Raw genomic sequence first — 11,856 nt, 5'->3', positions numbered from 1 at the left:
GCTGGCTGCCTAATAAAAATTTTTATTCAGTTTACAAGTAATTAATATTCAATTCCAGCTTTTTGGGTACACACCAGCACCGAATCCGGCAGCTTGGCTTTTAGTTTGCAAATTAAGCTTTGGCATCCCATTCCAAGAAGAACTCATTTAAAAAGTCTTCCATGATCTGCTGACGATGAGCGGCTATTTTGCGAGCCGTTTCTGTATTTAGCATGTCTTTGATCTTCAGCAGTTTTTCGTAAAAATGATTAATGACAGTCTCATCGCGTTCCGTGCGGTATTCTTCACGATTCATGTGTTCACGCGGCTTGATCAGCGGGTCATAGATGCGCTCGCCATGGCTGCCACCGTAATAAACAGCTCGCGTAATGCCAATACTGCCCAGACCATCCAGCCAGTCGGCATCCTGCACGATCCGTCCTTCGCGCGATAAGGTTGGTCGTGCATCGCCCAGCGTATCGGCAAATGACATATTGGAAATGATATCCATGATTGCTTGAATCTGTTCATTAGTTAGATCAATGCGTCGCAAAAAATCCTCTAATTCTTCCTCGGCTTCTTGCACGCTGATTACCAGTTTTTCATCAATCGTATCATGAAGGTAGGCCGCGGCAACGGCAATAAACTCATTGGCAGCCTCGGTTTCGATCAGCTTTTTGGTCATCCGTACCACGCGCATGATATGGTCAAGACCATGACCGGTACTGTCGCTGCCCAGTTTTTGAATGGTATAGCGTTTGATGGCCTCCAATTGTGCTGCTTGTTCCATAAATCTTTCCCTCTTAAATAAATAATAAAATCGCAATTGTCACCATTCGATCGTAAGCCAATTTAAACGGTTTGACAAGTAGAACCTTGAATTGAGGCAACGAGATTGGCCAGCTGTTAAATTGGTCTAAGAAACGTTTTACAGTATTTGCTTCGTGCAAAATCTGTCTGGTCATCTAAAATGGAACTAATAGCTGTTATGAGGAGTGAACATTTTGAATCTATTGTTTTCAATTGATGATCGATTTTGGCGTCAAATGCTGACGGTCCTGAATTCGATCCGACTCAATTCACAATCGCGCCAGATTGACGTGTATGTGATTCAATCACAAAAACTGGCCCATACCAAGGAAATCAAGCAAATCTGCGAGCTATGGGGAATGCATTATCATCCAATTGTGATTAAAGACGAGGAATTTGACCAGGCACCGGTTACCGACCGTTATCCTAAGACCATCTATTATCGTCTACTGGCTCATCAATACCTGCCAAAACAGCTGCACCGCATTCTATATTTAGATGCCGACGTATTGTGCATTAATGATGTTGGATCGCTTTATGATACTGATTTAGATGGCTACCTGTATGCTTCGGCAATTCATACCGGCTTAACTGGCACAACAGAAGTCATCAATAAGATTCGGCTGCAGAATTTTGACGCGGATGGCTATTATAATTCCGGAGTGTTATTGATGAACCTGGATCTGATTCGGCAGCGAGTTCATGCCGAAGACATCTACGAATACATCCGCGAACACGTCTTGCTGCTGCCTGACCAGGACGTGTTGAATGCGTTATATGGCAAGGATATCAAAACGGTTCCCGATCAGCTTTATAATTTTGATGCCCGTAAAGGCCAGACCTATGAGACGATCAGCTTTGGCGAGTGGACGCTGGACTGGGTCATCAAACATACGGTAATTCTGCACTATTGCGGTCGTCATAAGCCATGGCTCGTTGATAAGAATACGGGACGCTACACGGCGCTTTATAAGAATTATTTTCAAATGACGCAGCGGGTGCTCAAGCAAGTGGCCATCAGTCAAAATAATCCGACTGTCACTGTTCTACAGCCGGATTAGCGATGGTTTGCAACTATTCGCAGCGATAAAAGACCAATCACTGACGCTTTTAAGGATGATAGAACGGAATTGGCTGTTGGAAGACTAAAAATTTGTATTTATGCTTACAAAAAGTTAGTATAAACTAATGGTAAACCACTAGTGCAGCTGAAAGGAGATTGCAATGAAAGTTTTTATCGCTGGAGCTACGGGACGAGTGGGGCAAGCTGTAGTTACCGAACTCCAAAAAGCAGGTCATGAAGTAGTCGCGGGGGCTCGCCACCCAGAAAAGATCAATCAATCGGACGTGCTAAAAGTGAAACTAGATCTGCACGCCTCCGTTACGGAACTGCAAAAAGCACTGGGTCAAGTGGATGCGGTAATTTTTACAGCGGGATCTCGTGGCAAGGATCTGCTGCAAGTTGATCTAAACGGCAGCGTCAAACTGGCAGAAGCAAGCCGGCAAAATGGCATCAAACGCTTCATTCAGCTGAGCTCTGCGTTCGCGCTTGAACAGGATAAATGGGCGGAGATTCCGGCCTTAAAAGCCATTACTGATTATAATATCGCCAAGTTCTATGCGGATCGCTGGCTGATTGATCATCCGGGATTGGATTGGACGATTATCCAGGCGGGAATCTTGGATGAACGTCCAGCTACGGGGATGGTTGCTTTGAATGATGGCAATTCAGGACATAACGCGATTCCTGATGTTGCTACCGTATTAGTAAAAACCCTTAAACATTCGAATACGATTGGCAAGGTGATCATGATGCACGACGGCAACCAGCCAATCGATACCGCATTAAGCAGTTTAAAGTAGTCAGATCGCCATAGCTGTTTTTGTGAGTAGCACGGTATTACCTGGGAGCTCTGATTATGGATGTATATTCGTTAGGGCGATTCTTGATGGAACAGCGATTCATTCTTGATTGTGCGTTGGCTTTACAGGAAACCGGATTTAGGATCATGAACGTTCACCCAGCTATCAGTGTTTCTGTCGGCTCGGTTAGGCAGATAATTGACAGATTACGCGACGTGTCAATACTGTTCGATCCAGAGAAGGGAGATTCGTGACTGTTTTACCTATGATTTTGAATTTTTTAGCCGATAGTAGGTAGTTGCATAATCGTTTTGAAGTGCAAGACAAAATCCGGACAAACTTTTAAAATTAAGCTGCCAGTTGTTCATTCCGATATTCAACGATGCGCTCAGGATTGCGGCCAAGAGTATTCAAAACTTAGATGTCATAAGGTCGCATCGTCATTCCTTGTGATGCCGTGCTGTTTATTTGCCCCATAAAAACTTGATCAAGATTGCGTCGACTTGTGGATTGCGGTGCAAGAGCTCATGTTTGGCATTGGCCCCCGTGATGCGCTGTTCCTGATATGATTTGGCCCGACCAACGACTAGGTACTTCAAGGCTTTGGATGATTTGTTGTCTACCTGACTGTCGGTGCCATCGCCCAGATCGCCATAGATGTTTAAGACACGGGCGGTGGTGGGATAGGTACGGCGCAGTTTTTTGAGTTTCTGATAGGATTTAGTGGCTGGCGTGGCTTCGCCGGTCTGCTCGTTATACTGCAGGTTAGCGGGTTGATTCCAGCCAATCACGCCATCAAAGGTACCCGCCATGGCGACTTCTTTTTGCAACTTAGGAAACTTAGAATTATTGGCGTTTTGCAGCAGACAATAAAGAAACGCCATGTTGCCCATGGAATGCGCCTCAACCTGGTATTTTTTAAAATGATAAGTTTGGCAGACCTTTTGAATAGCAGCGGCAACGTAATGACCGTCTGTCGTGTAGTTTGAGTTTTCATTGTCAATCAGATTGACTTCAATAATTGGATTGATTGCACCATGGGGAATCTTTCCTTCCAGATCAACGCTGCCATTTTGCGCGACATTGGCCACGATGACGGTTTTGGTTACGCCGGCATCAATCGCGGCTTGAGCCATGTGACGTTCGGCATGCGCCCCGCTGCCCCAGCCATGAAAGAAAAAGGTTGGCGTAGTTGACTGAACGTATTTTTGAGAATTCAGTGCGGTTGCTTTGACCGATGAAACCATGGTCATCATCAGACAGATTGTCAGCATAATTTTAAGCCAGAATTTATATTTCAAGTTCGTCGCCTCGTATCAATGTTGATGATGTTATTCTAAGTCGCTTTGGTGAATTTGACCATTTTATTGTCAATTTTCTGCAAAATATGTTAAATTGATTAACGCTTGATATTTTAAGGAAAGAAGGTTGTGCTATGCATATTGAAAAAGCCGAAATGAAGGATCTGGACCGCATTGTCGAAATTCTGCGTGATGGCCGCAATCAGTTGGCGGAAAGTGGAATTGATCAATGGCAAGGCGATTATCCAAACGTTGAACATATCCAAGAAGATATCGAACATGGCTTTGCATACCTGGTACATTCCGACGATCATGAAACGGTGGGAGCTTTTGCAATCGTAACAGCGCCTGACCATTCTTACGATGAATTGGATGGCAAATGGCTCGTTGATACTGATGACTACCTGGTTATTCACCGAGTTGCCATTCACTCTGACCATGCCGGCAATGGCTACGCTTCCGGTTTATTTAAAAACGTAATCGACTACGTTAAGGAGAATCCAAAGGGCATCAAGTCACTGCGGATCGATACTCACGAAGACAACCAGCCAATGCAGCATCTGATTGAAAAGTACGGCTTTACGCGCGTGGGAACTCTGCATGGCGTTTATCGTCCTGAAGAAACCTCATACGTCTACGAAATGCCAATTCAAGAAAAGTAAATAAGTATGATAAAATCGACTCAATAGGTCATACCGATCATTGAAGTCGTTTTTTATTTTGAGGTGAAAGAATGGATGCAAACGCTCAGTTAACGGATCAGCAACGAGTTGAACTGGCCGGTTTGGAATATCAGCCATTAGGTGTTGGCGACCATGTTAGATTATCTAATGGTAAGCGAATTGGCCGTGTTAAACGAGCATTTTATAAGCAGGATGGTCTGCGAGGGACAATTATCGTCAACCATCATCAAGACCATAATGAGATAACGGTGCTTTTTCGGGGGTCATCTGGCTTAAGACATGGTAACCCAACGACTTGGTCTAATGAATGGCTGGCCACTAATCTGCCGATTGGTCGCTTAATCGTTGAGCATCGTGTTGGCGAGATCCCTTCCCAGCTCAAGTCGGCAGCAGGTTTGTTGAACCATTTGATGCAGCAGGATTTAACGGCACATTACTATATTTATGGTCATTCGCTAGGTGCAATCAATGCCCAGTATGCCCTTGCCAATTGCATCTACCCAGCCAGTCTAAACGAAGCCTGGCTTTACGAGGGACCAAACGTTTATTGGCTGCTTAACGATCAGCAGAAAACACAGGCGGCCGTTCTTCGTAACAAAATCAACAATTACGTTGATTCGTTAGATATTGTGACGCTAGGCTATACTGATCTGCATCATGCCATTGGTCGCGTTCGCTATGTGCAATCGATTCTGCTTGATCCGATCAGTCAGCATATGTGGGGCGGGTATCAGTTTGATCAAAATGGCAAACTTTATACCAAGCCAGTAGCGGAATACCGTGAAAAAATCGATCGTGAACTGATTGAACATGTTAGCCAGGCCAGCAGCAGTTGGCATCAGTGGCGCCAGGAACAGGCAAAAAAACGGCAGGAATTGAATCGCTGGCTGCCTTATCGCTAGTTCGCTTCTTGACAGTATCAGTCTGATCTTGTAGCAGTGCCGAAATCAAAAATCTCCGACTAATGTCTGCGGTTAATGCTGCGGATTGCTGGCTTGCTTGATCAAAATCAGGCAACAACCGTATCTTGCTGGCATAATCGTGTTGACGTCAGTTTGGCAATAATGCATAAAATGTCTTAATAATAAAAAGTCCCTGTTAATCAATAATAGCTTGCGTTACAATTAATCTCTGTAATTAATTATTCACAGGGGAGAGGAAAATATGCAAGCATCACCACCGGCAACGCACCAAGAAACCGTGCGCTTTGCTTTTAACAGTTCGTTACCGATTTTTTTCGGTTATGTTATCTTAGGAACCGGCTACGGATTATACATGCACAACCTGGGCTTTGACTTTTGGTTTCCCACGATAATGGCAGCGGTAGTATATGGGGGCTCCGTTGAATTTATCCTGGCTTCCATGCTGGTTCAGAGCTTTCTGCCGGGCAATGTTGTTTTGATAACTTTGGTTGTTGGCTTTCGACAGTTCTTTTATGGCCTTTCAATGCTGAAAAAGTATCGTGGTGCGGGCTGGCGCAAGTTCTTTTTGATCTATGGCTTGACCGATGAGACTTTTGTCGTCAACTATAGTCTATCGATTCCTAAAGAGTATGATCGCTACTCAGTCTACACGCTGATTTCGCTGTTTGATCACAGCTACTGGATCTTGGGCGCTTTTTTAGGCGGCGCGCTGGGCAGTTTGGTCGGCAAACAGATTCCCGGAATGGATTTTGTTATGACGGCGCTGTTTATTGCCCTGGCTGTTGATCAGTTTCAAAAGGAAAAGGACCATCTCAGTTCAACCAGCGGCGTGATTGTGACGATTGCCTGCCTTTTGGTGTTTGGCAAGACTTACTTTTTAGTAGCTACCTTGCTGGTTTTGGTAGTTGAATATGCGATTATCTACTGGCGCCGAGAAAAAAGGGGAACTAAAAATGACGCTGACTGAGCAGATCATCTGCATTGCTTTAGCCGCGCTGGCGAACTTTGCCACCCGGTTAACACCATTTCTGCTTTTTAGAACGGAAGCCGCCACGCCTGATTTCGTAACGGGACTGGGCAAGTTTTTACCGGCCGCGATCATGGGGATGTTAGTCATATACTGCTACCGCAACGTCAATTGGCTTGGCGGGACGCATGGCCTACCGGAAGTCATTGCTGGTGTGGTGACGGTGATCGTACATTTATGGAAGCATAGTCTGTTTTTAACCTTGATCGTAGGGACGCTTTGTTACATGCTGCTGATCAACTTTGTCTTTTAAAGAGCAAGCTGAAAAGGCCACAGAAAAAATGCTGTCGCAGGCTTTTGATGAGTCGGCGACAGCATTTTTGTTTTATTATAATTTGCGCAGCCAGGCCGCTAGATTATTTGCTTTAAACTGACGGGACCCGTGAGTCGTGATGTGAAAGCCATCAGTGACCTGCAGCCGGCCAGCCCATTTAACGAAATTTTTTTGATAATGGTCAGAATCGCTCCAGGCAGTCGAAAATGGTGCAATCAAACCTTGATATCCTTGAATGGTTCTCAAAAACTCAATCACTGGTGCCGCTACGTTGTCGTTCCAGACTGGGCCACCGACCAGAATAACATCATATTGATTCAGTTTTGGTAAGGAATTGGTGAGTGTGGGGAGCTGGTGTTGCGTTAGCTGCTTTTGGTAGATTCGATCAGTAGCTTCCATATTATTTGGATAGACGCTGTCGGCTACGTGCAGACGCAACGCGGAAGCCTTAGTCGCATCTTGAATTAATTTAGCAAGTTTAGTGGTATTATTGAATTGAGAATAATAAACAATGAGTGCTTGTTTGACCATCATTTACCGCTCCTTTAATCGAGTTTTCCACTCTGATTATAGCAATGATCGTTCAGCACACTCAAATAAAAGGAAGTGACAATGATGAAAAACGGTTCAAACATCAGTGAAAAAGCGCTCAATGTTTTTTTGTGGTTCATCGTGCTTTCAATGCTGATCTCGTTGGCGCTTACGACCAAAACGGCTTTGACGGCGACAACCACTAAAGCTGCGGGAGCGGCCTGGTTTCTGGATATTGAGATCGTGGCTGGCCTGTTGATCGTTATGCTGCCTAAGTTTTTGGCGCTTAAATTAAAGGTTTATCTGCCACCGCTGCTCTATAGCCTGTTTTTGATGTTTATCTATGGGGCAATCTATCTGGGGACGATTTATCATTTTTATAGTATTCCGTACTGGGACAAGGGCCTTCATCTAATCAGCGGTGCACTGCTGGCTGGCTTTGCGTTGTCGGCTTTTGGTGGTTTGATTCCTAATGAGGGGATTAAGCATATCCCACCGTTTTTTATCAGTATGTATGCGACAGCGTTTGCGGTTTTTTGCGGCGTTTTATGGGAATTTTACGAATTCACCTGCGACTCGTTTGGCATGAATCTACAGCGCTACATGAAAGATGGTCATTTACTGATGGGACGGGCTGCCTTGATGGATACGATGGGGGATTTATGCGCGGATTTCATCGGGGCCTTGATTTTTGCGGTGATTGCCTACGTAAGGCTGCGTAAGGATAGTCGCTGGATTGAGAAGTTCTTCTTCCACCGTAATCTATAATCGATTTAAGCAGTTGCTGAATATGCGGTTGAGGCTTATTAAGTCGTCAACCGTATTTTTTGTACTCTTTTTGGAACAATCAATCCATAAATTATTGACAGTTGGATCCGCTTCCGAGTTTGCGGTAGCATGACAAAATGCACTATAATACTTCTTATGTATCTTAATTGGTTTTAAGAATTTTTTAGTGAGAGGTAATATTATGCTGCGCGGCAAAAAAGGCTTGCTGTTGTTGATCGGTATCGTTTTGGCGGTTGCCGGTGGGAGTGGCTACTGGTATCATCAGCAGCATTCAGCACCGACAACGGTTCAACAAACTTCACAAAAAACGCGGGTCTTGAAACGGCGAGTAACTTTGGTCGCAATTGGGGACTCGCTGACGCATGGTCAAGGCGATGATAAAAACGAACAAGGCTATGTTGGCCGGATTAAAAACAAACTGCAAAAACACTACCATAATCGCGTGACTACGTATAATTATGGGGTAACTGGCGATCGGTCCGACCAGATGCTCAAGCGGCTTAACGAACAGCCTGAAATGCGGGCAAATCTAAAAAAAGCCGATGTGATCGTGATGACGGTTGGTGGCAATGACTTGATGCAGAAGTTGGAGAGCAACCTGCTGAGCAATTCAACCAATAAGATCGAGAGCAATATTGAGCAGGCAGGCACGACCTATCAGCAAAAGCTAAACGAATTGCTGACCGCGGTTCGCAAACAGAATGCTACCGCACCGATTTTTATGTACAGTATTTATGATCCGGTCTATACTTATTTCCCAGACGTCTCGGTTATCAATGAATCAGTCGCCAAATGGAATCAGATTACGCAACAGACCGTGGCACAATATGGTCCGTCCTATTTTGTTGATATTAATCATTTAATGTCATATGGGCAATATAAAACGGTTAAGCAGCGGCAAAAACTTTCACAGCAGGCCCAAAAAGCTAACAGCGATCAGGTTACCCAAAAACAGGTCATTGCGATTATGAATAATGATACGCATAATCTAAACAACTACATCTCAACTGAAGACAATTTTCACCCTAACAGCAAAGGCTATGATCGGATGACCGATGCTTTGTACAAGGTGATGCTGCAGCATGATGACTGGGAATATCAGCAAAAGTAGGATGATTTGAATGAATATGGAAGACAAAATTAAAAAACAATACAATGGCTGGAAGGCTGCTTTTTGGGTTTTGGTAATCGTCTTAATCGGCTCGCTGTTGACGATAGTTCATCTAGCCAGCGCACCGGTTAAGACGCCGGCTGAAACGGCAGCACCCAAAGCCAGCGATACGTCACTGGAATTGGTTTTGAATCAAAAGCAGGTCAATGCCTTAGCCAACAGCTACATTAAGAAAATTCAGAAAAAGTCCAAAAAGCCGCAATATCGCTTTATCGTTGGCAATCAGTACGCAACGGTGATCGGGCACGCTAAGTTTTTGGGGGTCAACGTGCAATACTCGATGAACTGCATTCCGGTTAAAACCAGCGAGGGCAATATTTTGTTGAAAGCCAAGGGACTGGCGGTTGGGCGGCTTAACCTGCCAATTGGGTTCGTCATGGGCTATATCAAAAAGAACTATCAGTTGCCAAACTGGGTCTACATCAACCAAAAGAAAAAGACGATTTTGCTGGATCTGAACAAGTACACCAAGAATAAGGCGGTACATGCGCAGGCCGATGAGATCAACATGGCTGACGGGGAATTTAAATTTTTGATTACCGTGCCGCAGGATAACTAACAGGGGGGAGACAGATGTTTCGTGAAAGCTTCTATCATTTTTTGATGACCTTAAGGCAGCCAAATCAGCCTACTGAGGTTGAACAGTTTGCCAACAATGCTTTTTTGGACTCAACATTTCCTAAGCAGTCCCAAGACTTTGATGAAATATCTCATTATTTGGAAGAAAATGCCGATTATCTGCCAGGAATGACAATTTTTGACGAGGCCTGGCAACTCTATCTAGAAAAAATGAATTAGAATTTAGGAGGAACTAAAATGGCAACAATTCAATGGTTCCCTGGTCACATGGCTAAAGCATTGCGCCAGATCAGAGAACAGATGCCTTTGGTCGATATCGTATTTGAACTGGTTGACGCGCGGGTGCCTTATTCCTCGCAAAACCCTGAAGTGGACCTCGCAGCTGGCGACAAGCCGCGTCTTTTGATTTTAACCAAAACCGATTTGGCGGATCCAGAAGTCACCAAAGAATGGCTGCAGTACTTTAAGGATCATGGGCAGCCGGTACTGGCATTGGACTCGCGCGCCCGCAGCGTTGCCAAGACGGTTACCAGCGCGGCTAAGCAGGTATTGGCTGAAAAACTGGCAAACGAGCAGGCTAAGGGAATGAAAAAACGGGCTATTCGGGCGATGTGTGTCGGCGTGCCAAATGTCGGCAAGTCAACGCTCTTAAATCATCTGGTCAAAAAGAACGTCGCAGCGACCGGCAATCGGCCAGGGGTGACGACTGGTCAGCAGTGGCTGCGCTCATCGGCTGAATTGGAGCTGTTGGATACGCCAGGTGTTTTGTGGCATAAGTTTGCGACTGAAAAGGAAGGCTTAATGCTGGCACTTTCTGGCGCGATCAAGGACAGTCTGTTTGCCAAGGATGACGTTGCGCTGTTTGCATTGCAATATCTACGGGCCAATCGGCTGACTGAGTTGAAGCAGCGCTATCACCTGACGGATGCTGATGTGGACGAAAGCGTGCCGAATCCGGATCTGCTGCTGACGATTACTAAGAAGATGGGCTTTCGTGATGACTACGATCGCGGCAGTGAGCGCTTGATTTTTGATCTCCGAAAAGGCAAGCTGGGTACGATCTCTTTAGAGAAGCCAGCTGACATCAATGACGAGGGCCTCAATGAGTAAGTTGAGCATCAAAGAGATCAAAGAACGCCTAAAAGACGTACAAGCGCTTGATGATCCATTTGTCCAGTCGCTGCAAGCTGATGAGCGTAAAGGCGTTCAAACCGCACTGGAACAGCTGAAACGCCGCTTGGAGCGTCAGGCAGCCAGTTATGCGGCATTTAAGAAGCGTTTTTACTATGAAAATGAGTTGTGGCAAAAAGGACATCAATATGTTGCTGGCATCGATGAGGTGGGGCGTGGTCCATTGGCGGGGCCGGTCGTTACGTGTGCGGTGATTTTAAAACCTGATTTTGATCTAATCGGAGTTACCGACTCTAAGCAGCTGACTCGCCATGAGCGTGAGCAGCTGTATCTGCAGATCGTCAATGAGGCTTTGGAAGTCAGCATTGCCGTTAATCCATGTACGGTTATCGATCAGCTTAACATTTATGCAGCCACGCAGCAGGCAATGATTCGTAGCGTTGAGTCATTGTACCATCGGCCGTCTCATCTGATTGTTGATGCTGTGCCGCTTGCTATTGATATTCCACAAACAACCTTAATCAAAGGTGATCAAAAAAGCATCAGTGTGGCCGCTGCCAGTATTGTAGCCAAGGAGTATCGAGATCATTTGATGAAAGACTATGACCGGCTCTATCCAGGCTATGGTTTTGCTGAAAATATGGGATACGGGACCAAACAGCATCTGGATGGACTGGCCAAACTGGGTCCATGTCCAATTCATCGTCACTCGTTTGCACCGGTTCAAAAATATTTGCATTAGCAGCTAAGCAATAAGTCAAATGAACAGCACCGGCTTGAGTTTGCGGAACTTGA

Annotated in this window: 15 protein-coding genes; 12 read left to right on the top strand and 3 right to left on the bottom strand. The window is 45.2% G+C overall.

Annotated features, from left to right (window positions below):
* Positions 1-112 precede the first annotated feature (112 nt).
* A complete protein-coding gene (locus HF864_RS06935; RefSeq protein WP_169462262.1) occupies positions 113-769 on the bottom strand; it encodes an HD domain-containing protein in 657 nt (218 codons plus the stop codon).
* A 214-nt stretch (positions 770-983) separates the two neighbouring features.
* On the opposite strand from HF864_RS06935, the gene HF864_RS06930 reads away from it, so the two are divergent.
* Together HF864_RS06930 and HF864_RS06925 are read left to right on the top strand one after the other, a co-directional pair.
* Positions 984-1,850, top strand: a complete 867-nt coding sequence (locus HF864_RS06930; protein ID WP_169462261.1) for a glycosyltransferase family 8 protein — start codon at positions 984-986, stop codon at positions 1,848-1,850.
* A 163-nt stretch (positions 1,851-2,013) separates the two neighbouring features.
* A complete protein-coding gene (locus tag HF864_RS06925) occupies positions 2,014-2,652 on the top strand; it encodes an NAD(P)H-binding protein (RefSeq protein WP_169462260.1) in 639 nt (212 codons plus the stop codon).
* 464 nt (positions 2,653-3,116) lie between these two features.
* Here HF864_RS06925 and HF864_RS06920 read toward each other — a convergent pair whose 3' ends face one another.
* On the bottom strand, positions 3,117-3,953 hold the full coding sequence (locus HF864_RS06920; RefSeq protein WP_169462259.1) for an alpha/beta hydrolase: 837 nt from the start codon (positions 3,951-3,953) through the stop codon (positions 3,117-3,119).
* 134 nt (positions 3,954-4,087) lie between these two features.
* Here HF864_RS06920 and HF864_RS06915 point away from each other — a divergent pair, with 134 nt between their 5' ends.
* The 4 genes from HF864_RS06915 (at position 4,088) to HF864_RS06900 (ending at position 6,839) form a co-directional block, all read left to right on the top strand.
* The gene (locus HF864_RS06915) at positions 4,088-4,615 is read left to right on the top strand and encodes a GNAT family N-acetyltransferase (RefSeq protein ID WP_074505094.1); all 528 of its coding nucleotides are present in this window, start codon (positions 4,088-4,090) and stop codon (positions 4,613-4,615) included.
* Between the two features lie 71 nt (positions 4,616-4,686).
* Positions 4,687-5,538, top strand: a complete 852-nt coding sequence (locus tag HF864_RS06910; protein ID WP_169462258.1) for a DUF2974 domain-containing protein — start codon at positions 4,687-4,689, stop codon at positions 5,536-5,538.
* Between the two features lie 262 nt (positions 5,539-5,800).
* On the top strand, positions 5,801-6,526 hold the full coding sequence (locus tag HF864_RS06905) for an AzlC family ABC transporter permease (protein ID WP_169462257.1): 726 nt from the start codon (positions 5,801-5,803) through the stop codon (positions 6,524-6,526).
* Positions 6,513-6,839 carry an AzlD domain-containing protein gene (locus HF864_RS06900; protein WP_169462256.1) on the top strand — a complete coding sequence of 109 codons (327 nt, stop codon included), beginning with the start codon at positions 6,513-6,515 and terminating at the stop codon, positions 6,837-6,839. Before HF864_RS06905 ends, HF864_RS06900 begins: the two co-directional genes overlap by 14 nt.
* Before the next feature lie 75 nt (positions 6,840-6,914).
* Here HF864_RS06900 and HF864_RS06895 read toward each other — a convergent pair whose 3' ends face one another.
* Complete coding sequence (locus HF864_RS06895; protein ID WP_169462263.1) at positions 6,915-7,391, bottom strand: flavodoxin; 477 nt, start codon at positions 7,389-7,391, stop codon at positions 6,915-6,917.
* 84 nt (positions 7,392-7,475) lie between these two features.
* On the opposite strand from HF864_RS06895, the gene HF864_RS06890 reads away from it, so the two are divergent.
* The 6 genes from HF864_RS06890 (at position 7,476) to HF864_RS06865 (ending at position 11,803) form a co-directional block, all read left to right on the top strand.
* On the top strand, positions 7,476-8,159 hold the full coding sequence (locus HF864_RS06890; RefSeq protein ID WP_240936893.1) for a hypothetical protein: 684 nt from the start codon (positions 7,476-7,478) through the stop codon (positions 8,157-8,159).
* Between the two features lie 202 nt (positions 8,160-8,361).
* Positions 8,362-9,291, top strand: coding sequence for an SGNH/GDSL hydrolase family protein (locus HF864_RS06885; protein ID WP_169462254.1), 930 nt, complete (start codon positions 8,362-8,364; stop codon positions 9,289-9,291).
* 16 nt (positions 9,292-9,307) lie between these two features.
* Entirely contained in the window at positions 9,308-9,910 is a 603-nt protein-coding gene (locus HF864_RS06880) for a YpmS family protein (protein WP_169462253.1), read from the top strand.
* A 14-nt stretch (positions 9,911-9,924) separates the two neighbouring features.
* Positions 9,925-10,149, top strand: a complete 225-nt coding sequence (locus HF864_RS06875; protein WP_169462252.1) for a YozE family protein — start codon at positions 9,925-9,927, stop codon at positions 10,147-10,149.
* Positions 10,150-10,167: 18 nt separating this feature from the next.
* Positions 10,168-11,040: a ribosome biogenesis GTPase YlqF gene (gene ylqF / locus HF864_RS06870; protein ID WP_169462251.1), complete on the top strand. Its 873-nt coding sequence runs from the start codon at positions 10,168-10,170 to the stop codon at positions 11,038-11,040.
* Positions 11,033-11,803 (top strand): ribonuclease HII, encoded by a 771-nt coding sequence (locus HF864_RS06865; protein ID WP_169462250.1) that lies wholly within the window; start codon positions 11,033-11,035, stop codon positions 11,801-11,803. Before ylqF ends, HF864_RS06865 begins: the two co-directional genes overlap by 8 nt.
* Positions 11,804-11,856 lie beyond the last annotated feature (53 nt).

It is taken from the genome of Lactobacillus sp. MRS-253-APC-2B (assembly GCF_012843675.1).
GTDB classification, from domain to species: Bacteria; Bacillota; Bacilli; order Lactobacillales; family Lactobacillaceae; genus Limosilactobacillus; species Limosilactobacillus pulli.
The sequence above is the reverse complement of the archived record's forward strand: the minus strand, read 5'-3'. Positions and strand labels throughout refer to the sequence as shown.

Excerpts from the sequence above, each read along its gene's own strand:
- HF864_RS06905 (WP_169462257.1), top strand. The coding sequence starts at position 5,801 with ATGCAAGCATCACCACCGGCAACGCACCAAGAAACCGTGCGCTTTGCT.
- HF864_RS06900 (WP_169462256.1), top strand. The coding sequence starts at position 6,513 with ATGACGCTGACTGAGCAGATCATCTGCATTGCTTTAGCCGCGCTGGCG.
- HF864_RS06880 (WP_169462253.1), top strand. The coding sequence starts at position 9,308 with ATGGAAGACAAAATTAAAAAACAATACAATGGCTGGAAGGCTGCTTTT.
- HF864_RS06890 (WP_240936893.1), top strand. The coding sequence starts at position 7,476 with ATGAAAAACGGTTCAAACATCAGTGAAAAAGCGCTCAATGTTTTTTTG.
- HF864_RS06910 (WP_169462258.1), top strand. The coding sequence starts at position 4,687 with ATGGATGCAAACGCTCAGTTAACGGATCAGCAACGAGTTGAACTGGCC.
- HF864_RS06895 (WP_169462263.1), bottom strand. The coding sequence starts at position 7,391 with ATGGTCAAACAAGCACTCATTGTTTATTATTCTCAATTCAATAATACC.
- HF864_RS06885 (WP_169462254.1), top strand. The coding sequence starts at position 8,362 with ATGCTGCGCGGCAAAAAAGGCTTGCTGTTGTTGATCGGTATCGTTTTG.
- HF864_RS06925 (WP_169462260.1), top strand. The coding sequence starts at position 2,014 with ATGAAAGTTTTTATCGCTGGAGCTACGGGACGAGTGGGGCAAGCTGTA.
- ylqF (WP_169462251.1), top strand. The coding sequence starts at position 10,168 with ATGGCAACAATTCAATGGTTCCCTGGTCACATGGCTAAAGCATTGCGC.
- HF864_RS06865 (WP_169462250.1), top strand. The coding sequence starts at position 11,033 with ATGAGTAAGTTGAGCATCAAAGAGATCAAAGAACGCCTAAAAGACGTA.
- HF864_RS06935 (WP_169462262.1), bottom strand. The coding sequence starts at position 769 with ATGGAACAAGCAGCACAATTGGAGGCCATCAAACGCTATACCATTCAA.
- HF864_RS06875 (WP_169462252.1), top strand. The coding sequence starts at position 9,925 with ATGTTTCGTGAAAGCTTCTATCATTTTTTGATGACCTTAAGGCAGCCA.
- HF864_RS06915 (WP_074505094.1), top strand. The coding sequence starts at position 4,088 with ATGCATATTGAAAAAGCCGAAATGAAGGATCTGGACCGCATTGTCGAA.